At 69.3% G+C, this 19,959-nt stretch carries 21 protein-coding genes; 10 read left to right on the top strand and 11 right to left on the bottom strand.

Annotation, left to right across the window (positions count from 1 at the left end):
* Positions 1 to 43 precede the first annotated feature (43 nt).
* The 5 genes from ACFOW8_RS22700 (at position 44) to fadD11 (ending at position 6,189) form a co-directional block, all read left to right on the top strand.
* Positions 44 to 925 (top strand): metal-dependent hydrolase, encoded by an 882-nt coding sequence (locus ACFOW8_RS22700; protein WP_378553404.1) that lies wholly within the window; start codon positions 44 to 46, stop codon positions 923 to 925.
* A complete protein-coding gene (locus ACFOW8_RS22695) occupies positions 922 to 1,938 on the top strand; it encodes a PDR/VanB family oxidoreductase (protein WP_378553402.1) in 1,017 nt (338 codons plus the stop codon). The genes ACFOW8_RS22700 and ACFOW8_RS22695 overlap by 4 nt, the downstream gene beginning before the upstream one ends.
* Before the next feature lie 22 nt (positions 1,939 to 1,960).
* Positions 1,961 to 3,418, top strand: coding sequence for a flavin-containing monooxygenase (locus ACFOW8_RS22690; protein WP_378553400.1), 1,458 nt, complete (start codon positions 1,961 to 1,963; stop codon positions 3,416 to 3,418).
* On the top strand, positions 3,415 to 4,281 hold the full coding sequence (locus ACFOW8_RS22685; protein WP_378553398.1) for a short-chain dehydrogenase/reductase: 867 nt from the start codon (positions 3,415 to 3,417) through the stop codon (positions 4,279 to 4,281). Before ACFOW8_RS22690 ends, ACFOW8_RS22685 begins: the two co-directional genes overlap by 4 nt.
* A gap of 108 nt (positions 4,282 to 4,389) precedes the next feature.
* The gene (fadD11, locus tag ACFOW8_RS22680) at positions 4,390 to 6,189 is read left to right on the top strand and encodes a fatty acid--CoA ligase FadD11 (RefSeq protein WP_378553396.1); all 1,800 of its coding nucleotides are present in this window, start codon (positions 4,390 to 4,392) and stop codon (positions 6,187 to 6,189) included.
* Positions 6,190 to 6,266: 77 nt separating this feature from the next.
* On the opposite strand, the gene ACFOW8_RS22675 is transcribed toward fadD11, so the two are convergent.
* The 6 genes from ACFOW8_RS22675 to ACFOW8_RS22650 all read right to left on the bottom strand — a co-directional run bounded on the left by ACFOW8_RS22675 (position 6,267) and on the right by ACFOW8_RS22650 (position 13,039).
* Entirely contained in the window at positions 6,267 to 8,588 is a 2,322-nt protein-coding gene (locus ACFOW8_RS22675; RefSeq protein WP_378553394.1) for an FdhF/YdeP family oxidoreductase, read from the bottom strand.
* Between the two features lie 214 nt (positions 8,589 to 8,802).
* Positions 8,803 to 9,834 carry a phosphotransferase family protein gene (locus ACFOW8_RS22670; RefSeq protein WP_378553392.1) on the bottom strand — a complete coding sequence of 344 codons (1,032 nt, stop codon included), beginning with the start codon at positions 9,832 to 9,834 and terminating at the stop codon, positions 8,803 to 8,805.
* Positions 9,834 to 10,286: a MaoC family dehydratase gene (locus ACFOW8_RS22665; protein WP_378553390.1), complete on the bottom strand. Its 453-nt coding sequence runs from the start codon at positions 10,284 to 10,286 to the stop codon at positions 9,834 to 9,836. The genes ACFOW8_RS22670 and ACFOW8_RS22665 overlap by 1 nt, the downstream gene beginning before the upstream one ends.
* Entirely contained in the window at positions 10,283 to 11,038 is a 756-nt protein-coding gene (gene fabG, locus ACFOW8_RS22660) for a 3-oxoacyl-ACP reductase FabG (RefSeq protein WP_378553388.1), read from the bottom strand. The genes ACFOW8_RS22665 and fabG overlap by 4 nt, the downstream gene beginning before the upstream one ends.
* Before the next feature lie 28 nt (positions 11,039 to 11,066).
* Positions 11,067 to 11,822, bottom strand: coding sequence for an SDR family oxidoreductase (locus tag ACFOW8_RS22655; protein ID WP_378553387.1), 756 nt, complete (start codon positions 11,820 to 11,822; stop codon positions 11,067 to 11,069).
* Positions 11,819 to 13,039 carry an acetyl-CoA C-acetyltransferase gene (locus ACFOW8_RS22650; protein WP_378553385.1) on the bottom strand — a complete coding sequence of 407 codons (1,221 nt, stop codon included), beginning with the start codon at positions 13,037 to 13,039 and terminating at the stop codon, positions 11,819 to 11,821. Before ACFOW8_RS22650 ends, ACFOW8_RS22655 begins: the two co-directional genes overlap by 4 nt.
* Before the next feature lie 156 nt (positions 13,040 to 13,195).
* Between ACFOW8_RS22650 and ACFOW8_RS22645 the strand changes: the two genes are divergently transcribed.
* Positions 13,196 to 13,789 carry a TetR family transcriptional regulator gene (locus ACFOW8_RS22645; protein ID WP_378553383.1) on the top strand — a complete coding sequence of 198 codons (594 nt, stop codon included), beginning with the start codon at positions 13,196 to 13,198 and terminating at the stop codon, positions 13,787 to 13,789.
* Positions 13,790 to 13,892: 103 nt separating this feature from the next.
* Positions 13,893 to 14,870 (top strand): fatty acid desaturase, encoded by a 978-nt coding sequence (locus ACFOW8_RS22640; protein ID WP_378553381.1) that lies wholly within the window; start codon positions 13,893 to 13,895, stop codon positions 14,868 to 14,870.
* A gap of 43 nt (positions 14,871 to 14,913) precedes the next feature.
* On the opposite strand, the gene ACFOW8_RS22635 is transcribed toward ACFOW8_RS22640, so the two are convergent.
* Entirely contained in the window at positions 14,914 to 15,837 is a 924-nt protein-coding gene (locus ACFOW8_RS22635; protein ID WP_378553380.1) for a D-alanyl-D-alanine carboxypeptidase family protein, read from the bottom strand.
* Between the two features lie 164 nt (positions 15,838 to 16,001).
* Here ACFOW8_RS22635 and ACFOW8_RS22630 point away from each other — a divergent pair, with 164 nt between their 5' ends.
* Positions 16,002 to 17,018, top strand: a complete 1,017-nt coding sequence (locus tag ACFOW8_RS22630; RefSeq protein ID WP_378553378.1) for a glutathione S-transferase family protein — start codon at positions 16,002 to 16,004, stop codon at positions 17,016 to 17,018.
* A 7-nt stretch (positions 17,019 to 17,025) separates the two neighbouring features.
* Here ACFOW8_RS22630 and ACFOW8_RS22625 read toward each other — a convergent pair whose 3' ends face one another.
* Positions 17,026 to 17,193, bottom strand: coding sequence for a DUF4236 domain-containing protein (locus tag ACFOW8_RS22625; protein ID WP_378553376.1), 168 nt, complete (start codon positions 17,191 to 17,193; stop codon positions 17,026 to 17,028).
* Between the two features lie 134 nt (positions 17,194 to 17,327).
* On the opposite strand from ACFOW8_RS22625, the gene ACFOW8_RS22620 reads away from it, so the two are divergent.
* A complete protein-coding gene (locus ACFOW8_RS22620; protein ID WP_378553374.1) occupies positions 17,328 to 17,600 on the top strand; it encodes a hypothetical protein in 273 nt (90 codons plus the stop codon).
* 45 nt (positions 17,601 to 17,645) lie between these two features.
* On the opposite strand, the gene ACFOW8_RS22615 is transcribed toward ACFOW8_RS22620, so the two are convergent.
* Together ACFOW8_RS22615 and ACFOW8_RS22610 are read right to left on the bottom strand one after the other, a co-directional pair.
* Positions 17,646 to 18,449, bottom strand: coding sequence for an RNA polymerase sigma factor SigF (locus tag ACFOW8_RS22615; protein ID WP_378553373.1), 804 nt, complete (start codon positions 18,447 to 18,449; stop codon positions 17,646 to 17,648).
* 93 nt (positions 18,450 to 18,542) lie between these two features.
* Positions 18,543 to 18,980 (bottom strand): anti-sigma factor, encoded by a 438-nt coding sequence (locus tag ACFOW8_RS22610; protein WP_378553370.1) that lies wholly within the window; start codon positions 18,978 to 18,980, stop codon positions 18,543 to 18,545.
* Between the two features lie 430 nt (positions 18,981 to 19,410).
* Between ACFOW8_RS22610 and ACFOW8_RS22605 the strand changes: the two genes are divergently transcribed.
* Positions 19,411 to 19,584 (top strand): CsbD family protein, encoded by a 174-nt coding sequence (locus tag ACFOW8_RS22605; protein WP_378553368.1) that lies wholly within the window; start codon positions 19,411 to 19,413, stop codon positions 19,582 to 19,584.
* 57 nt (positions 19,585 to 19,641) lie between these two features.
* Here the strand turns inward: ACFOW8_RS22605 and ACFOW8_RS22600 are convergent, their stop codons facing one another.
* A complete protein-coding gene (locus ACFOW8_RS22600) occupies positions 19,642 to 19,953 on the bottom strand; it encodes a DUF3349 domain-containing protein (RefSeq protein WP_378553367.1) in 312 nt (103 codons plus the stop codon).
* Between the last annotated feature and the right edge of the window lie 6 nt (positions 19,954 to 19,959).

The raw sequence follows: 19,959 nt of genomic DNA, 5'->3' as shown, positions 1-19,959 counted from the left end.
GTGCAACATTGCGATGTTTTTTGTTGCACTGTACGGTCGGGTCATGGCTGATAACAGTGCAACGGCGCGCTCCTATCAGGAAGAGGCGCACGCGATTCATGCCCGGGATGTACATTTCGACTTCGCGTCGGTTCCGATGCACTACATCCCCGGGGAGGTGCTGGCCACCCACGTCACCAATGTCATGCACCTGGTGCTGCCGGAAGGCGAACGGGCGATGGCCGCCTGCCTCGCCGAGGCGCTGCCCCACATCGACGACCCCAGGCTGCGCGAGGAGGTCACCGGCTTCATCGGCCAGGAATCGATGCACGCGGGCAGCCATGAGGGCGCGCGACGGCACCTGCAATCCCTCGGCCTCGAGGTGGAGGCCTTCGTCGCGGGCGTGGCATGGCTGGTCGACCGGGTGCTCGGCGATCAGGGCCTGACCGGGCGGGCCAAGCAGCAGTGGCTGCGCGAACGGCTCGGCCTGTTCGCGGGGATGGAGCACTTCACCGCCGTGATCGGCGAGTGGTTGCTCGAATCGGAGGTGCTCGCCGAGCTCGGGATGGATCCGACCATGCTCGATCTGGTGCGCTGGCACGGCGCCGAGGAGGTCGAGCATCGCAGCGTGGTGTTCGACGCGTACATGCATGTCGACGGCGGGTACGCACGGCGGGCGCGCACCGGACTGATGGCCGCCGCCACCCTGCTCCCGCTGTTCGTCGTCTCGACCGCGTACCTCTACCGCCAGGATCCCAGCCCGGACAAGGGACGCTCCTGGCTCACCCAGTTCGTGAGCGCGACCGCGCGGGGCGTGATCCCCAGCTTCACCACCTTCGTCACCGAGATGCCGCGGTATCTGCGGCCGGGATTCCATCCCTCCCAGCTGGGTTCGATGGACAACGCCCTGCGGTATCTGGCGCACTCCCCGGCGGCGCGCGGGTGAGCGCCGCCGCAGGCCTGCGCGCGCTCGGCGTCGCGGTCGACGCCTACAAGAGCGTCGTCACCCGGCCCGCCGTCGCGCGACCACATCCGGTGCGGCACCGCGGTTTCGACCTCGACACGGTAGTCGAGAACGTGCGTGCCGAAGCCGTCGGAGTGGTGGGGATCTCGCTGCGCCGCGCGGGTGGCGGGCCGCTTCCGGCCTGGCGACCCGGCGCGCATCTGGATGTGTTCCTGCCGTCCGGGCGGCAACGGCCGTACTCGCTGTGCGGCGATCCCCTCGACAGGTACCGCTACCGGATCGCGGTCCGCCGGATCGACGACGGTGGCGGCGGATCACGCGAGATGCACGCGCTGCGGGCGGGCGACGCGCTCCGGATCAGAGGGCCGCGCAACGCGTTCCCCCTCGTGACGACCGCGCCGTCGTATCTGTTCGTCGCCGCGGGGATCGGGATCACGCCGATCCTGCCGATGGCACGCGCGGCCGGTGCCCGTGGCCGCCTGGTGTATCTGGGCAGATCCCGCGAGACCATGCCGCTGCTGGCCGAGCTCCCGGCGAACGCCGAGATCCGCCCGGACGACGAAACCGGCCCGACCGATCTGGCCGCCGTGCTCGCCGGTGCGGCACCGGGCGCCGCCGTCTACGTGTGCGGCCCACCCCCGGTCCTCGAGCTCGCCCAGCGCACCGTGTTCGCCGTGAATCCGACCGCCTCGCTGCATACCGAGCGGTTCTCCGCACGACCGGTGACCGACGGCCGCGCGTTCGACCTCACCCTGGCCCGCACCGGACGAACCGTCCGGGTCGGTGCCACCGAGACGGCTCTCGACGCGATCCGCCGGGTCGCCCCCGATGTCACCTTCTCGTGCAGGCAGGGCTTCTGCGGCACCTGTAAGACCAGGGTGCTGGCCGGGGAGATCGAACACCGGGACCGGTTACTCGTCCAGGGCGAACGCCCCGACCACCTGCTGACCTGTGTGTCCCGTGCCGCGAGCGACGCGCTCACGCTCGACCTCTGACCACGAAAGGCCTGGATCTCCCATGCCCGGTGAACATTCCCCTATCGTCGTGCTCGGTGCAGGCTTCGGCGGCATCGGCCTGACGATCAAGCTGCGCGAAGCGGGGTTCGACGACATCGTCGTCCTCGAACGCGCCGACGACATCGGCGGCACCTGGCGGGCCAACACCTATCCCGGGTGCGCCTGCGATGTCCCGTCCCAGCTCTACAGCTACTCCTTCGCCCCCAATCCGGCCTGGTCGAGAACCTATGCCACGCAGCCCGAGATCCTGGCCTACCTGCGTTCGGTGGCCGCGCGTCACGATGTGCTCCGGCACGTGCGACTCAACACCGAACTGCTCGAAGCGCGCTGGGACGAGGCCGCCGAGGTATGGCGGCTGCGCACCACCCGCGGCGAACTCACCGCCGACTACTTCCTGTGCGCCGCCGGTGTTTTCGCCGAAGCGAAGTATCCGTCGCCGCCCGGCCTCGACACCTTCACCGGCACCACGTTCCACTCCCTGCACTGGGATCACGACCACGATCTCACCGGGAAGCGGGTCGCGGTGATCGGCACCGGCGCCTCCGCGGTTCAGTTCGTGCCGCGGATCCAGCCGAAAGTCGCTTCCCTCACCGTCTTCCAGCGGTCGGCGCCGTGGATCGTGCCACGGCTGGACCGGCCGACACTCGGCGTGGAACGGTTCGCGCTGCGGCGGCTTCCGCTGGCACGCAAGGCGGTCCGCGGCACCTGGTACTCCCTCATCGAGGGATTCGGGCTGGTCGGATTCGTCGACAACCGGTTCCGGCACCCGTACGAGCTCCTTGGCAGGCTCCAGCTGCACCGCCAGATCCGCGATCCGCGGCTGCGCGCCACGCTGACACCGGACTACATGATCGGCTGCAAACGCGCCATCTTCTCCGACACCTATCTACCCGCCCTCGACCAGGACAATGTCGAGGTGGTCACCGACGGCATCGCCGAGATCGGCCCACACTCGATCCGCACCGGCGCCGGCGTCGAGATCCCGGTCGACACGATCATCTTCGGCACCGGATTCACCTCCGCCCCCGCGGTATTCGACCGCATCGTCGGCCGCGACGGGCAGTCGGTCGCCGACCTGCAGACCGTCCGCCCGCGCACCTATCTCGGCACCGCCGTCGCGGGCTTCCCGAACTTCTTCTGCACCCTCGGACCGTTCGGCGCCGCGGGCAACCAGTCGGCCGTCTACATGATCGAGGCGCAGATCGCCTACGTCGTCGACGCGCTGCGCACCCTGCGCGCGGCGGGCAAACACCGCGTCGAGGTCCGCGCGCGGGCACAGGCGGAGTTCGTCGAGGAGATGCGCAGGCGCAGTGCCGACACGGTGTGGCTGACCGGCGGCTGCGACAGCTACTACACCACCGCCGACGGCGGGAACGCGGGGCTCTATCCCGGGTGGAGCTTCGAATATCGCAGGCGCACGCGCCGATTCGATATCGACGCCTACGAGGTGTCGGCGTGATCGGGCTCGACCCGGCCGGGTGCTTCGGACCGACCTACGAGGTCGCAGGCAAGGTCGTTCTCGTGACCGGCGCCGGGCAGGGCATCGGCCGGGAACTGGCGGCCATCCTGCACGGGCGCGGTGCCGCGCTGGCGGTCGCCGACATCGACACCGAGGCGGCCGAGCGAGCCGCTGCCGCCCTCGGGCCCGGCACGTTCGCCCTCGGCGCCGATGTCGCCGACCGGGAGCGGATGAGATCGGCGATCGACGAGGTCGTGCACCGGTTCGGCCGGCTCGATGTGGTCGTCGCCAATGCCGGGGTGACCCCGGTGCCCGCGACGGTGCGCACCATGGACCCTGCGGATTTCGACCGGGTCCTGCGCATCAATCTCACCGGCGCCTTCAACACCGTCCATCCCGCGCTCGAGCACATCGTGCGGACGGCGGGGCATGTGGTGGTGGTGTCGTCGTGCGCGGCGTTCGCGCCAGGCATGGGCGGCTCGCCGTACATGATGAGCAAGGCCGCCGTCGAACAGTTCGGCCGGGCACTCCGTGTGGAACTCGCCCCGCACGGCGCGAGCGCGGGCGTGGCCTACTTCGGCATCGTCGACACCGCCATGACCCACGACATGCTCGACACCGACGACCTCGGCCGCGCGCTCGACGGCCTGCTGCCGTGGCCGCTGAACATCCGCATCAGCGCCGAACACGCCGCCTGCGCCATCGCCGACGGCATCGCCCGGCGAGCGCCGCGCACCATCGCACCGCGCGGCTGGGAACCCTACGCCCTGCTGCGCGGCGCGATCAATGTCGTCCTCGATCGCGCGCTGGCCGCCAATCCCACGGTGCACGAACTGATCCACGCGATCGAGCGACGCCGGTGACCGTCGGGAGCCGATCTCCCACACCGATGCCCGGCCTGCCCGCGACGGCAGGAATCGTCGCCACTCCCTCCCCACCGCGTCCGCGGTCGATCAGAAAGTCCTTGTCTCATGCGCATTCCCGTCGTCGACACCCTGCCCGCCGCGTTCCAGCGGACCGCGGCGATCGCGCCCGGCGCCGTCGCGCTGCGCACCCCCGGTGACGGGGTCACCCTCACCTGGGGTGACTACGCCAACCGGGTGCGGGCGGTCGCGGCCGGGCTGGCCGGGCTCGGGGTGCGGCGGGGCGACACCGTCGCCCTGATGATGAGCAATCGGGTGGAGTTCTACCCGCTCGAGGTCGGCGCGCAGCATCTGGGCGCCACGGCATTCTCGGTGTACAACACGCTGGCGCCCGCACAGCTGGCCCACGTCCTCGGCAATGCCGGTGCGCGCGTGGCGATCTGCGAGCCGAAATACGCGGCGGCCCTCGCGGCCGCGGGGACGGGGCTCGAGCACATCGTCTGTGTCGACGAGGCACCCGAGGGCGCACTCTCGGTTTCCGACCTGCTCGCCGCCGCATCGGACGATTTCGATTTCGAGACCACCTGGCGCTCGGTCCGTCCCGACGATGTCGCCACCCTCATCTACACCTCCGGCACGACCGGCGCCCCCAAGGGCGTCGAGACCACGCACGCCGCGCTGTTGTTCCAGGTCGCGGGGATCGCCGAGGTGCTCGGTATCGAATTCGGCGACACCATCACCTCGTTCATGCCCACCGCGCACATCGCCGATCGGCTCACCGCCCTCTATGTGCAGGAAGTGCTCGGCACCCAGGTGACGTGTGTCGGCGATGCCACCCAGATCGCCGCGGCGCTGGTCGACCTGCGCCCGACGGTCTGGGGCGCGGTCCCCCGGGTGTGGGAGAAGCTGGCGGCCGCCATCGAATTCCGGGTCGCGGGCGAGCCCGACGAAACCCGCCGAACGGCCATGCGGTGGGCGCTGTCGGTGGCCGCGGCCCGCAGCGAGTTCCTGCTGGCGGGCGAACCGGTGCCCGCCGAGGTCGCGGCCGAGTGGACCCGCGCCGACGAACTCGTACTCAGCGGGATCCGCGCCGCGCTGGGCCTGGACCGGGTGCGCTGGGCACTGTCCGGCGCGGCCCCGATTCCACCGCGCACTCTCGGCTTCTTCGCCGGGCTCGGTGTCCCGATCGCGGAGATCTGGGGCATGTCGGAACTGGCCTGCATCTGCAGCGTCAGCCATCCGCGCGACGCCAAGCTCGGCACCGTCGGAAAGCTGTTGCCCGGCATGGAATCCCGGCGCGGCGAGGACGGCGAGCTGCACGTGCGCGGCCCGCTGGTGATGAAGGGCTACCGCGGGATGCCCGATCGGACCGCCGAGGCGGTCGACGCCGACGGCTGGCTGCACACCGGCGACATCGTCGACATCGACACCGAGGGCTATCTCACCGTCGTCGACCGGAAGAAGGAGATGATCATCAACGCGGCGGGCAAGAACATCTCGCCCACCAATGTCGAGAACGCCATCAAAGCCGCCACCCCGTTGATCGGCGCGATCGCCGTGATCGGCGACGGCAGGCCCTACAACACCGCGCTGATCGTCCTCGACGCCGAATCCGTCGAACCGTACGCTCGCACGCACGGGCTGCCCGACGCCTCCCCCGCCGCTCTCGCCATCGACCCAACGGTGGTATCGGCGATCGAAGCCGGTGTGGCACAGGGTAATACCGCACTCTCTCGGGTCGAACAGGTCAAACGCTTCCGTATCCTGCCCACCTTCTGGGAGGCGGGCAGCGACGAGGTGACACTCACCCTCAAACTCAAGCGCCGGATCATCGCCGAGAAGTACGCCGCCGAGATCGCCGAGCTCTACGCGCCCGCGATCGAGCCGTCCGCACCGAGCGCCGGTTGACAGGTGCGGAACCCCGGACACAGTGGCGGCCCACCTCGGCGGCGACTCGCCGGTCACAGTCGAGTGTGGTGGAACGCTCAGACCGATCGTTCGATGCGGACCTTCAGGTTCTTCATGATCGGCTGGTCGCTCTGGGTGCTGTAGTCGCCGATCGCGCACAGCACGTTCATCTCCGGCATGTATCCGGCGGCGCAGCCGCGTGGGATGTCGTACGGGATGACCTGGTAGCGGTGCAGGGACCGGGTGCTGCCGTCGCGGGCGATGCTGGTGATGTCGACCTCGTCGAACAGCGCGAGGCCGCGCTCGCGCATGTCGTCTTCGTGCATGAACACCAGGGTGCGCAGGTTCTTCACACCCCGGTAGCGGTCGTTGTCGGAGTAGATGGTGGTGTTCCACTGGTCGTGCGAGCGCAGGGTGGCCAGGGTCAGGGTGCCCGCCTCCTGGGTGAGGTCGGGCAGGTCGGCGGTGGAGAACTCGGCCTTGCCCGACGAGGTGAGGAACACCAGTTCGCGGGCGGGCTGCTTGATCCGGAATCCCAGCGGCAACCGGACCCTGCGGTTGAAGTCCTCGAAGCCGTCGATCACCTTCGCCATGGTGTCACGGATCCGGTCGTAGTCGTCGACGTAGTGGTCCCACGGCGTATCACTGTCCGGGAGTGCCGCTTTCGCGATGCCCGCGATGATGGCCGGCTCGGAACGCAGGTGCCCGGAGGCGGGCTTCTTCATGCCACGCGACAGGTGCACCATGGCCATCGCGTCCTCGACCGAGGTCTCCTGCAGACCGCCGCGCTGTTCGTCACGTTCGGTGCGGCCCAGGCACGGCAGGATCAGCGCCGCCCTGCCGTGCACCAGGTGGCTGCGGTTGAGTTTCGTACTCACCTGAATCGTCATGTCGCAGTTGCGCAGTGCCTCGTAGGTGTAGGCGGAGTCGGGTGCCGCGAGGGCGAAATTGCCGCCCATGCCGACGAATACCTTCACCCGGCCCGCCCGCATGGCCTCGATGGTGGCCACGGTGTCGAGCCCGGGCTCGCGCGGCGGGTCGATGCCGCACACCTGGGCCAGCCGGTCGAGGAATTCCGGCTTGGGCCGGTGGTCGATGCCGCAGGTGCGGTTGCCCTGCACATTGCTGTGCCCGCGTACCGGCGACGGGCCCGCGCCCTCGCGGCCCAGGTTGCCGCGCAACAGCAGCAGATTCACGATCTCGCGGATGGTGTCGACACCGTGTTCGTGCTGGGTGACGCCGAGACACCAGCTGATGATGGACCGGTCGGCGTCGCAGTAGATCCTTGCGGCCCTGCGGATCTCGGCCTCGGTGAGCGCGGATTGGCGTTCCAGCTCGGACCACGACGTGGCCTCGACCACGGCACGGTAGGCGTCGAAACCGGTGGTGTAGCGGTCGATGAACTCGGTGTCGACCGCCTTCGGGTCGGTCCGCGCCTCCTCGAGCACGGCCTTGGCGATGCCACGGATCACCGCGAAGTCGCCGCCGATGCGCGGCTGCAGGTTCATGGTGCTGGTGTTCGTGGCGTGGAAGGTCGCCATCTGCAGGAACTCGTGCGGAATGATGGTGCGGGTCGCGCCCGCCTCGACCAGGGGGTTGATGTGCACGATCGCCGCGCCGCGCCGGTCGGCCTCGGCCAGCGCGGTGAGCATGCGCGGGGCGTTGGAGGCGGCGTTGACGCCCATGATGAACAGCGCGTCCGCGGTCTCCCAGTCCTCCAGGTCACAGGTGCCCTTCCCGGTCCCGAGTGCGGCCTGCAGTGCGCGCCCGCTCGCCTCGTGGCACATGTTCGAGCAGTCGGGCAGGTTGTTGGTGCCCAGTTCACGCGCCATGAGCTGGTACAGGAAGGTGGCCTCGTTGCCGAGGCGGCCCGAGGTGTAGAACGAGGCCTGGTTCGGGTCGGCCAGCTCGCGCAGGGCCTTGCCCGCCAGCTCGAACGCGTCGGCCCAGCTGATCGGCACATAGTGGTCGGTTTCCGGGTCGTAGACCATCGGCTCGGTCAGCCTGCCCTGGTTCTCCAGATCGAACTCGCTCCAGGTGGTCAGCTCCCGCACCGAATGCGCGGCGAAGAACTCCGGCCCGACCCGCTTGTGGGTCATCTCCCAGGTGACGTGCTTGATCCCGTTCTCGCAGATGTCGAGATGGATGCCCTTGATCGAGTCGGGCCAGGCGCAGCCGGGGCAGTCGAACCCGCTGTTCTCGTGATTCATCTTCATGATCGCGCGCGGCCCGAGGATCGGTTCCCGCTCCTTGCCGATCATGAACTCGGTGACCGATTTCGCCGCACCCCACCCCGCCGCGGGGTGGTGGTACGGCGTGAACTCCGGTTCCGCGGCCGCGTCGCGTGCGGCGCTCGGTCCGCTGTCCGGGTCGAACGCGTTCGTGGTCTCGACCGCCATGACAGATCCCTTCGACGACGTGGGCAGAACGGATACCCACGTCAGTCTTCCCAGGTCACGCCGGGTTGTCCAACAGGAATCGCCGTGGCGTCGATAGGCGAATCCTGTCAGCGCGAGAATCAGGCCGCCGATCCGGGGAGGCTCGTCACCGAGTCGCCGGGTCTGCCGAGGAAATCCGGCAGGGTCGCTCCCGGTACTCGGTGCGCGCGGCGAATCAGCGATGGTCTTCCAGCGCGGTGAGACCGGTCTCCAGCAGTGGGTGCACTGCCGCGCCGATGCTGTCGAAACCCTCACCGACGGTCTGTCCGCGCAGGTAGCGGTAATGCACGCCTTCAAGGATCGCGACCAGCTTGAAGGCCGCGAGCCCTAGATAGAAACCGAAGTTCGACATGTCCCGATCGCTGCGCGCGGTGTAGCGCGCGATGATCTCGGCCTCGGTGAGGAAGCCGGGCGCCTCGCTGGCATCGGCCACTACCGCGCCCCCGACCAGCTGCCCGGCCAGGCGCGCGTAGACGAGCATCAGGGCCAGGTCGGTGAGCGGGTCGCCGAGGGTCGCCATCTCCCAGTCGATCACCGCGACGAGCCGATCCCGCTCGTCGGTGAGCACATTGTCGAGCCGGTAGTCGCCGTGCACGATGCCGACGGCCGATTCGGGCGGCACCGCGGCGGCCAGCCGCGCGTACAGCTCCTGCGCCAGCGGCAGGTCCCTGGTGTACGACGCGTCGAGCTGCTTCTTCCACCGGTGCACCTGCCGCGCGAGGAAACCCGCAGGCCTGCCGAAATCGGCGAGGCCGACCGCGGCGGGGTCGACCGCGTGCAGGTCGGCGAGCGTGTCGACCAGCGCCGCCGAGATCGCCCCTGTGCGTCCCGGTCCGAGTGGGGCGAGCTCGGTGGCCCGCCGGTAGGGGCGGCCCTCCACCCGTTCCATCACGTAGAACGGCACACCGAGGACCTCGGGGTCCTCGCACAGCGCGTACATCGCGGGCACCGGCACCGAGGTCTGCCGCAGGGCCGCCATCACCCGGTACTCGCGGGTCATGTCGTGCGCGGTCGCCAGCACGTGGCCCAGCGGGGGCCGCCGCACGATCCACGCCGTGGCGCCGTCGGTCACCTCGTAGGTGAGATTGGACTTGCCGCCTGCCAGGACCCGGCCGGAGAGGTCAGGGCCCGCGCCGGGGATCGCCGCGCGCAGCCACGGGGTGAACCGCTCGAGCTCGAGCCCGGGAAGCTCGGTGCCGGTGGTCATCATGCCACCACGAGTGCGACGGTCTCGGCCACGCAGACCGGCTTGTCGCCACCCTCGCGCTCGATGACGACTTTGGCGGTGACCAGCTGCCCGCCCGCGACCGGCGCGACCGAAAGCAGCTCGACACCGGCCCTGACCTTGGAGCCGACCGGCACCGGGGCCGGGAATCGCACCTTGTTGGACCCGTAGTTGACGGCCATCTTCACGCCGTCCACCCGGTAGATCTCGCTCACCAGCATCGGGACCAGTGACAGCGTCAGATAGCCGTGCGCGATCGTGGTACCGAACGGCCCCTGCGCGGCCTTCTCGGCGTCGACGTGGATCCACTGGTGGTCACCGGTCGCGTCGGCGAAGGTGTTCACCTGCGACTGGGTCACCTCGTGCCAGTTCGAGTAGCCGACGTGCGCGCCGACGGCGGCCGTCAGCTCGGTGATGCCGTGGAAGGTCCTCATGCCTTCGGCCCTCCCGCTACATAGAGCACCTGTCCTGAGACGAAGCCCGCGCCCTCGCTCGCGAAGAACGACACGGCGTGCGCGATATCGGCGGGAACCCCGGTGCGCGCCACCGGGATCTCCTTGGCCACACCGGCTTTGAAATCCTCGAAGGGGATGCCGATGCGGGCGGCGGTGGCGGCGGTCATCTCGGTCTCGATGAATCCGGGCGCGACGGCGTTGGCGGTGATACCGAACTTGCCGAGCTCGAGCGCGAGGGTCTTGGTGAAGCCCTGCAGGCCCGCCTTGGCCGCCGAGTAGTTGGCCTGGCCACGGTTACCGAGCGCCGAGGTGCTCGACAGGTTGACGATGCGGCCGAAACCGGCCGCGGTCATGTGCTTCTGGGCGGCGCGGGTCATCAGGAACGAACCGCGCAGGTGCACGTTCATCACGGTGTCCCAGTCGTCGACCGACATCTTGAACAGCAAGTTGTCGCGGAGGACACCGGCATTGTTGACCAGCACGGTGGGCGCGCCCAGCTCCTCGGCCACCTGGGCGACGGCGGCTTCGACCGCGGCCTCGTCGGCCACGTCGGCACCGATCGCGATGGCCTTGCCGCCTGCGGCCTCGATCTCGGCGACGACCGGCTTACCGGCATCGGCGTTCAGATCGAGCACGGCCACGGCCATCCCGTCGGCGGCGAGGCGGCGGGCGACGCCGGCGCCGATCCCGCGCGCGGCACCGGTGACGATGGCGGTCCTGGTGTTACTCATGGGAATTCTCCTTCTCGCGGGTGATGGTTCAGACGCCGCCGGTCAGCGTGATGCCGCCGTCGAGGACGAGCAGCTGCCCGGTGATCCAGCCGGCGTCGGGCGACAGCAGGAACGCCACCGCTCCGGCGATATCCTCCGGCACACCGAGCCGCTTGAGCGGGTAAGTCGCGGAAAGCTGTTCTTCGCGTCCCTCGTACAGGGCGGTGGCGAACTTCGTCTTCACCACGGCCGGTGCCACCGCGTTGACCCGGATGTCCGGGCCGAGCTCGACGGCGAGCTCCTGGGTGATGTGGGTGAGCATCGCCTTGCTTGCGCCGTAGAAGCCGATGCCGGGCGCAGGCTTCACACCCGCCACCGAGGACACGTTGACCACCGCGCCACCGTGCTCGCCCATCCACCGCTTGTGTACCTGCTGGGTCCACGACAGCGAGCCGAGACAGTTCACCTCGACGATCTTGCGGGCGGCGTCGAGATCGAGCTCGATCATCGGGCCGTAGACCGGGTTGATGCCGGTGTTGTTGACCAGCAGGTCGGCGCTGCCGAAGGTGGCCACGGCGCGCTCGACGGTGTCGATCTGGTGGGCCACGTCGTCGGAACGCCCGGCCACACCGAGCGCGTGCTCGGCACCACCGAGCTGCCCGACGGCCGCGTCGAGGGCGTCCTTCTTGCGCGCGGTGATGACGACCTTCGCACCCTCGTCCACCAGCCGCTGCGCGATGCCGAGGCCGATTCCGCGGCTGGCCCCGGTAACGATCGCGGTCTTGCCCGCGAACCGGCCGGTCACGACAGCCGCTCCAGCACCATGGCCATACCCTGGCCGCCGCCGACGCACATCGTCTCCAGTCCGAACTGCTTGTCGTGGTAGCGCAGCGAATGGATGAGCGTGCTCGTGATCCGCGCGCCGGTCATGCCGAACGGGTGGCCGATCGCGATGGCGCCACCGTTGACATTGAGCTTGTCCTCTGGGATGCCGAGTTCACGGGCCGAGCCGAGCACCTGTACCGCGAACGCCTCGTTGATCTCGACCAGATCGATGTCGTCGATGCTCAGCCCGGCCCGGCGCAACGCCTGCTTACTCGCCTCGACCGGGCCGAGGCCCATGATCTCCGGCGACAGGCCGGACACGCCGGTGCTGACGACCCGCGCCAGCGGGGTGAGGCCGAGCGCCCTGGCTTTGGTGTCGGACATGATCACCAGCGCGGCGGCGCCGTCGTTGAGCGCGCAGCAGTTGCCCGCGGTGACGGTGCCGTCGGGGCGGAACACCGGCTTCAGCTGGCTCACCGCCTCCAGGGTGACCCCGGCGCGCGGGCCGTCGTCGGCGGCGACCACGCTGCCGTCGGGCAGGGTGACCGGGGTGATGTCGGTGGCCCAGAAGCCGTTGGCGATCGCCTTCTCGGCCAGGTTCTGCGAGCGCACCCCGAACGCGTCCTGCTCGGCGCGGGTGATGCCGGTGTGCTGGGCGACGTTCTCTGCGGTCTGGCCCATGGCGATGTACACATCGGGCAGCGTGCCGCCCGCCCGCGGGTCGGTCCAGGTCGCGGCTCCGCCCTCGGCACGCTGCGCGGTCCTGGCCACGGCATCGGCGAAGATCGGGTTCTGGGTGTCGGGCATGCCGTCGGCGTTGCCCTTGACGAAGCGGCTCACCGTTTCGACACCCGCGCTGATGAACACGTCGCCCTCGCCTGCCTTGATGGCGTGCAGGGCCATCCGGGTGCTCTGCAAGCTCGACGAGCAGTAGCGATTGACCGTGGTGCCCGGCACCGCGTCGAGCCCGGCCAGCACCGCGACGACCCTGGCGATGTTGAAGCCGGATTCGCCCGCGGGCTGCCCGCAGCCGAGCACCAGGTCCTCCACCTCGGCGGGGTCGAGGGCCGGCACCTGCGCCATGGCCGCACGGACCATCTGGACAGTCAGGTCGTCGGGACGCATCTCCTTGAGCGAGCCCTTCCCCGCGCGCCCGATCGGGGAGCGGGCAGCGGCGACGATCACGGCTTCCGGCATGGAAACTCCTTCGGTAACTAAGCGCTTGCTTAGGTGTGTATAGTGCAGGAGGTCACACCGGCCCGTCAAGTACCGCACCGTGACCAACCGTGTTATCCACATCACGACCGCCCGGGTCCGGTGCGGTATTCCCGCAGCGAGATAATGGCGTCCGACATGACCGAAACCACCGAACTTCGCGGTGACTCCACCCGCGCACGCCTGCTAGAGGCCGCCGTGGCCGCCTTCGCGGAGAAGGGCTTCAACGGCACAACCACCCGCGACATCGCCGCTGCCGCAGGCATGAGCCCGGCCGCGGTGTACGTGCATCACAAGTCCAAAGAAGAGCTGCTGTACCTGATCTCGCGCTCGGGACACCAGGCGGTCGTCGAGCTCGTCGAGAACGCGGCTCGCTCCTCGCCCGATCCGGCGACCGCGCTACGCGCGGTGATCCGCGCCTTCGCCGCTCACCACGCGCGCGGGCACACCGGCGCCCGCATCGTGAACTACGAGCTGGCCGCCCTGACACCCGAGCACCACGCCGAGATCCGCACACTGCGCCAGCGCATCGACCGCGAGATCCGCGAACTCGTCGAGCGTGGCGTCGCCGAGGGTGTCTTCGATGCCCCCGACCCGAGGATGGCCTCGGTGGCCCTGCTCTCGCTCGGGATCGATATCTCCCGCTGGTACCGCGACGAGGGTGACTGGTCCCCCGAGGACATCGGCGAGGCCTACGCGGAGATGGCTCTGCGCATCGTCGGCGCGCGCTGACCGGCCGGTGATTCGCGGCCCCGCGCCGCTGTGATCGACGCGACCGATCCGGGTACCCGCGTTGGACTTGCGGCCCTGTCGCGCGCCGCATCGCGATGGCAGGATGAGCCACGGGAGTTGGCTGATCTACCCGGAGCGATACCGCAGCATGACCGAGACCCGCACCCCCCGACCGACTCGAACCCCCCGCGCCGCAGGCGATGATCTCGGCAATGCCTGGCTCATCGTGATCGCGGTGGCGATCGGCGCCACGCAGCTGTTTCTCGTTCCGCTGGTGTTGCTGCCGCTGCACCCGGCGCTCGGCTGGATCCTGGTGCCGCTCGCCCTGACGACCACCCCGTTCTGGTCCCTCATCCACGAGGCCATCCATGGTGCGCTGCTGCGGGATCGGACCCGCAACGACCGCGCCGGGCGGCTGCTCGCGGTGTGCTATGGGTCGCCGTTCGCCATGCTCAAGGCCGGTCATCTGCTGCACCATCGATACAGCCGGACCAGGGAACGCGCCGAGATCTACGATCCAGCCCACACCACCTGGCGCGGTGCCGCACCCGCGTTCTACCTGACCCTGCTCGGTGGCCTCTATCTGCTCGAGGTGATCGCGCTGCTGCTCGCGGTACTGCCCGCGCGGCTGATCCGGGCGCTCGCGCGGCGGGTGGAGGCACCCGATTCGGTCGGCGGCCTGCTACTCGAACGTATCGCCGAGCCGAAGGTGCTGGCCAGGTTCCGCACCGACGCGCTGCTGATCGTCACCGTGCACGCCGCCGCCTTCCTGGCCTACGGCCCGCACGGCTGGATGCTGCTCGCCGCGATCGGCGCCCGCGCCCTGATCATCTCGTTGTCCGACAACGCCTACCACTACGGCACAGACCTGAACGCACCACGCGAAGCGATGAACCTGCGCCTACCCCGCACGCTCGAACACTTCGCCCTCAGTTTCAATCTGCACGACGTCCACCACCGCAACCCCGGCCTGCGCTGGTACGAACTGCGCGCCCGCTTCCGCACCGAGGGCGGCCACTATCATCTCGGCTGGTTCGGCGCGGTGGCCAGGCAGTTCCGCGGCCCGATCCGGCTGCCCTGAGCTGGTACCTACCGGCAAACCCGCGCGGCTGACGGGCAGGAGGTCAGCGTGCCGCGGAACCCAGGGCGCCGACGATGGGGTCGTAGGCCCAGTTCAGCATGCGTTCGGCATCGTTCTTGGCCTCGACGCTGCTGGTGTCGGAGCTGTGCAGGACGACGCCGACGAGGGGGATGCCCGCGCGGACGGTTTCGAAGAGCAGGCAGTGGCCCGCGGCGTTGGTGTTGCCGGTCTTGATGCCGATGGTGCCCGGGTATTCGCGGAGCAGGCGGTTGGTGGTCGACCAGTGGTGCTCGCGGTTGGCCGCACCGGCGGGAACGACGAAGTCGCGGGCGGCGACGATCTCGCGGAACACCGGCAGGGCCATCGCGCGCACGCCGAGGGCGACGAGGTCGGCGGGGGTGGAGAAGGTGGCGTGGTCGGTGGGGTACGGCAGGCCGCTCGGGTCGGCGAAATGCGTATTGCCCAGACCCATCACGCGGGCGGTGTCGTTCATCCTGGCGAGAAAGCCCTGCTGCCCCGGTCCGTACGCTTCGGCGAGCGCGTAGGCGGCATCGCAGCCCGAGGGCAGCAGCAGCCCGTACAGCAGCTGCCTGCCGGTGAGCACCTCCCCCGCCGCGAGGCCCGCGGTGCTGCCGTTGTGCCCGGCGCAGTAGCCCGCGGCCTCGGCGGGCACGGTGACCGGCCGTTCGAGATCGTTGCTCGCGATGACTACGACGGCCGTCATGACCTTGGCGATGCTGGCGATCGGCAGCCGGGTGTGCGCCTCGCGTGACCACAGCACGGTGCCGGTGAGACCGTCGGCCAGCGCCGCACCCTGGGCCCGCAGGCCGTCGGGTCCAGTGGCGGTCCACGGTAGCTGGGTGCGCACCGCGCTCGCGGTGGGAGCCGCGGCGGCGATGCCGTGACCAGCCGAAACGAGCAGGACGCACGCGATGGCCACATGCAACACCCTGGCAAATGTCCGCATGACCGCCATTCTGGCGCACATCGGCGCCGACCTGCGGGATTTGGCGGCCGCCGCGTCGTGCACCGCGGCGCCGGAGTCTGCCAGACTGGCGGCATGATCGAGCGTAGTGAGCGAATCAGGTGCCGATGCGCGGCACTCGTGCCGCAGCCCGGCGAGGCGGCGGTATGAGCGGCGCGGACGCCGAGGCGGGCAGCTACGTCGAGGCCGGGGAGTTCCGGCGCGATACCAACTACATCACCACGCGGATCACCGCCGACGGCCGCGACGGATATCCCGTCGAGACCGGCCGGTATCGGCTGGTCGCCGCGCGTGCCTGTCCGTGGGCCAATCGCACGCTGATCGTACGCAGACTGCTCGGCTTGGAACCGGTTCTGTCGCTCGGTCTGTGCGGACCCACCCACGACAAGCTCAGCTGGACCTTCGATCTCGATCCCGGCGGTGTGGACCCGGTCCTCGGTATCCACCGATTGCGCGACGCCTACCTGGCCAGGTTCCCCGACTATCCGCGCGGGATCACCGTGCCCGCGCTGGTCGAGGTGCGGACCGGGCAGGTCGTCACCAACGACTACGCGCAGATGACGCTGGACTTCGCCACCGAGTGGACCGCCCACCATCGTCCCGGCGCGCCGCAACTGTATCCGCAACCGCTGCGCGCGGAGATCGACGAGATCAATCGGGAGGTGTTCCGCGACATCAACAATGGCGTCTACCGCTGCGGTTTCGCCGGCTCGCAGGACGCCTACGACGCCGCCTATGCCCGGCTCTTCGCCGCGCTCGACCGGATCAGCGAGCGGCTACGCGACCGGCGTTACCTGGTCGGCGACACCATCACCGAGGCCGATGTGCGGCTGTTCACCACCCTGGTCCGCTTCGATGCCGTGTACCACGGCCACTTCAAGTGCAATCGCGGCAAGCTCACCGAGATGCCGGTGCTGTGGGCCTACGCGCGCGACCTGTTCCAGACGCCCGGTTTCGGCGACACCATCGACTTCGGGCAGATCAAGGAGCATTACTACATGGTGCACCGGGATATCAATCCCACCGGCATCGTCCCCGCCGGACCGGACCTGTCGAACTGGCTCACTCCGCACCACCGCGAACAGCTCGGCGGCCGCCCGTTCGGTGAGGGCACCCCACCCCCACCACCCCGGCCTGCCGAACAGGTCCCCGCGCTGTCCTGAGCCGGGTTCAGCGCTGACGCCAGCTCAGCGGTCCCGGCAGATCGACGCTGTTCTTCCTGGTGCGGGAGTTCCAGCTCCACGGCCCGATCTTGAAGCCCCACGAGGACAGGCCGTTCTGGGTGAAATTGAACTTCAGCGGGCCGAAGGACTTGCGCTGACGGAACCTGATGGGCATACCGAGCCTTCCTGAATCGCTCCAAGCAGGATAGCCGATCCGGTTGCGTCCCATGCCTTTCGACGACCGCTGATTAGGCCGGCCGAGAGCGGGCATCACGTCGGCAGGACACCGTCGACGAAAGGAGCTCCGCGATGACCTCGCCGGAGGACCGCTTCCCCGACACCGCTCGCACCGCACGCCCGCACGCGGGTGAATCCATCGAGGACGTGCGCAACTGGCCCGGTCTGATCCTGGCCGCGATCGGGCTGGTGTTGCTCGGCCTGACCCTGACCGCCGCGGGATACGGCTTCGCGGGCTGGGCCGTCGTCGCAGGCCTGGCCTGCGCGGCGTGCCTACTGACCGGGATCGGACTCGTCGTCGCCGAGCACCGCCGGGTCAGGGAGCGTGCCGGAAACCGTCGCTGAGCCGGACGCGGGGTGCGGCAGACCACGCGCCGCACCCGGCCGCCGTCACCGTGCCCGCGCCGGGTCGGCCAGCGCCTGCTCGCGCAGACCGGCGAGTGTGCGGGCAAGGATGCGCGATACCTGCATCTGTGAGACGCCGAGCCGCGCCGCGATCTCGCTCTGGGTCAGATTCTCGTAGAAACGCATGACCAGGACCTCCCGCTCTTCGGCGGGCAGCGCGGCGATCAGCGGGCGGACGGCGATCGCGTCCTCGGTGAGCTGGTAGCAGGGTTCCTCGGCACCGAGGACTTCGGTGATCGCGGGGGTGGCGTTGTCCCGGTCGTCGTCGGTGATGCCGTCGATGGAATTGGTCTGATATCCGTTGCCCGCGACGAGCGTCCGGGTGATCTCGGCGAGTTCGACGCCGAGTTCCTCGGCGAGCTCGCGCGCATTCGGGATCCGGCCGAGCCGCTGCGAGAGCTCTTCGGTGGCCGGCCCGATGCGCAGCTGAATCTCCTTGAGCCGCCGCGGCACATGCACCGCCCAGGTGCGGTCGCGGAAATGCCTGCGGACCTCGCCCATGATCGTGGGGATCGCGAACGACAGGAACGAGGAGCCACGGCTGACGTCGTAGCGGTCCACCGCGAGCACCAACCCGACCCGGGCGGTCTGTTCCAGGTCGTCGAACTGTTCGCCGCGGCCGGTGAACTTGCGGGCGATATGGTCGGCCAGCGGCAAGCCGAGATCGATGATGTGGGCGCGCAGCGCGGCGTGTTCGTCGCCTGGTGGGGTGTCGCGCAGCTTCTCGAACCAGGGCTCGATGTTGTCGTAGCTGTCGCCGCGCGAATGTGTTCGTACTTCCTCGGTCATCGCCAGGTGCCTCGCTTCCGGGCGGGAGTCGGATACCGGTTGGGTACCCATTCGCCCTCGATCCGATACCCCGTGTTCGGACCGATCGCCGATTCAGGCGGCAGCGGGCCCCGGCGCGCGCCGGATCCAGCCGAAGGCGACCGTCGTCGGATAGCCGTCCTGAGCGGAGTCGAACGCACCGTATTCGGTATGCAAGGCATCGGTCAGGGTGGCGACCACATGCCAACCGAAGGCGTCCTCGTCGATGCTCGCCGGACCGCGGGCCGAGGTGCTGATCCGGGCGCCGAGCGCCCCCTCGCCCGCGGTGAACGCGCAGTCGATCAGCGCACCCGGAACGGCGACCAGTACCAGGGCGGTCACCACCTCGTCGACGGCCAGCAGCAAATCGGTCACCTCGTCGAGGGCGAAACCCTCGACGAGCAGGACCGTCTCGGCGAGGGCGTGAGCCATGGCGAGCTGACCGAGTTCGGCAGGCACCTGGAACCCGACCGTGCGCGTCCGAGGCGCGGTGTCACGATCATCTGCCCACACGCCGCCTCCCCGACTCACCGCCACCGCTGGGACGCAGAATACCCAGCGCGCCTGCCCGCACGCCTGCCGGTCATCGCGGATTGCCCGTGGATTCGGGATGATCCGGCGGAGTTCCCCGGAACTTCCGGACCAGGATCACCGCGGCGACCACAACGACCAGCGCGATCAGTATCAGAATCTCCATATCCCGCGCGTACCCGCACCGGCGCCGGGCAATCGCCGTTCGGCTACCCGCGCACCGCGGGACCGCGGCATCGGTGTGCCCACCACCGGCGACCGGAGCCGGCGGACCGTCCGGGTGGTGGCCGACACATGATCGCCACGGCGGGCGCCGTTTGTCCGGCACCGGCCCGGGTACCGCCGTCCTGGGTCCACCGGACGGCCCACGGCCACCGCTGGTGGCCGAGCGATCTGACGGAAGGAATACCACATGAGCCTGGCGGACAAAGCGAAGAACAAGGCCGAGGAGCTCGCGGGAAAGGCCAAGGAGGCCGCGGGTAAGGCCACCGAGGACAAGGATCTCGAGAACGAAGGTCGTGGCGAACAGGTGAAGTCGAACCTGAAGGACGCAGGCGAGAAGGTCAAGGACGCCTTCCGCGACTGACCGGTGCGCCGGGCCGGGCGATGGCGGCATCGCCCGGCCCTCCCATGTCCGGGCCGCTCAACCGGTGAAGCCGGTCAGCGGCCACCCACCCGCGGCGAGTTTCGCGGCCACCTGACGCAGTTCGGCATCGTTCGGCTCGGAGTGGGTGACCTGTGCGATGGCTGCTTCGACCTGTTGGCGATCCACCGCGTCCGGCCGTTCGGCGAGTAGCTTTCCGAGGATCTGATGCAGTTCGTGCTCGTTGAGCGAGCGCTTGAGCAGGGCCAGCAACGGGATATAGTCCTTGGGCGGTACACCGTCGGGGTAGCCGCCGCGCAGCCAGCCGAGGATCTGCGTCAGCAGGTTGTCGTTGTGGTCGGATTCAGACATCGCCGC

Origin of the sequence: Nocardia rhizosphaerae (assembly GCF_042650365.1) — a bacterium.
Lineage (GTDB): Bacteria > Actinomycetota > Actinomycetes > Mycobacteriales > Mycobacteriaceae > Nocardia > Nocardia rhizosphaerae.
Note: the sequence above shows the minus strand (reverse complement) of the source record. Positions and strands in the feature narration are given on the sequence as shown.

Bases quoted from the DNA above. Each gene is read 5' to 3' on its own strand.
- ACFOW8_RS22700 (WP_378553404.1), top strand. From the start codon at position 44: ATGGCTGATAACAGTGCAACGGCGCGCTCCTATCAGGAAGAGGCGCAC.
- ACFOW8_RS22630 (WP_378553378.1), top strand. From the start codon at position 16,002: ATGAGCGGCGCGGACGCCGAGGCGGGCAGCTACGTCGAGGCCGGGGAG.
- ACFOW8_RS22625 (WP_378553376.1), bottom strand. From the start codon at position 17,193: ATGCCCATCAGGTTCCGTCAGCGCAAGTCCTTCGGCCCGCTGAAGTTC.
- ACFOW8_RS22645 (WP_378553383.1), top strand. From the start codon at position 13,196: ATGACCGAAACCACCGAACTTCGCGGTGACTCCACCCGCGCACGCCTG.
- ACFOW8_RS22600 (WP_378553367.1), bottom strand. From the start codon at position 19,953: ATGTCTGAATCCGACCACAACGACAACCTGCTGACGCAGATCCTCGGC.
- ACFOW8_RS22690 (WP_378553400.1), top strand. From the start codon at position 1,961: ATGCCCGGTGAACATTCCCCTATCGTCGTGCTCGGTGCAGGCTTCGGC.
- ACFOW8_RS22640 (WP_378553381.1), top strand. From the start codon at position 13,893: ATGAGCCACGGGAGTTGGCTGATCTACCCGGAGCGATACCGCAGCATG.
- ACFOW8_RS22650 (WP_378553385.1), bottom strand. From the start codon at position 13,039: ATGCCGGAAGCCGTGATCGTCGCCGCTGCCCGCTCCCCGATCGGGCGC.
- fadD11 (WP_378553396.1), top strand. From the start codon at position 4,390: ATGCGCATTCCCGTCGTCGACACCCTGCCCGCCGCGTTCCAGCGGACC.
- ACFOW8_RS22670 (WP_378553392.1), bottom strand. From the start codon at position 9,834: ATGACCACCGGCACCGAGCTTCCCGGGCTCGAGCTCGAGCGGTTCACC.
- fabG (WP_378553388.1), bottom strand. From the start codon at position 11,038: ATGAGTAACACCAGGACCGCCATCGTCACCGGTGCCGCGCGCGGGATC.
- ACFOW8_RS22675 (WP_378553394.1), bottom strand. From the start codon at position 8,588: ATGGCGGTCGAGACCACGAACGCGTTCGACCCGGACAGCGGACCGAGC.
- ACFOW8_RS22615 (WP_378553373.1), bottom strand. From the start codon at position 18,449: ATGACCGAGGAAGTACGAACACATTCGCGCGGCGACAGCTACGACAAC.
- ACFOW8_RS22635 (WP_378553380.1), bottom strand. From the start codon at position 15,837: ATGCGGACATTTGCCAGGGTGTTGCATGTGGCCATCGCGTGCGTCCTG.
- ACFOW8_RS22605 (WP_378553368.1), top strand. From the start codon at position 19,411: ATGAGCCTGGCGGACAAAGCGAAGAACAAGGCCGAGGAGCTCGCGGGA.
- ACFOW8_RS22620 (WP_378553374.1), top strand. From the start codon at position 17,328: ATGACCTCGCCGGAGGACCGCTTCCCCGACACCGCTCGCACCGCACGC.
- ACFOW8_RS22665 (WP_378553390.1), bottom strand. From the start codon at position 10,286: ATGAGGACCTTCCACGGCATCACCGAGCTGACGGCCGCCGTCGGCGCG.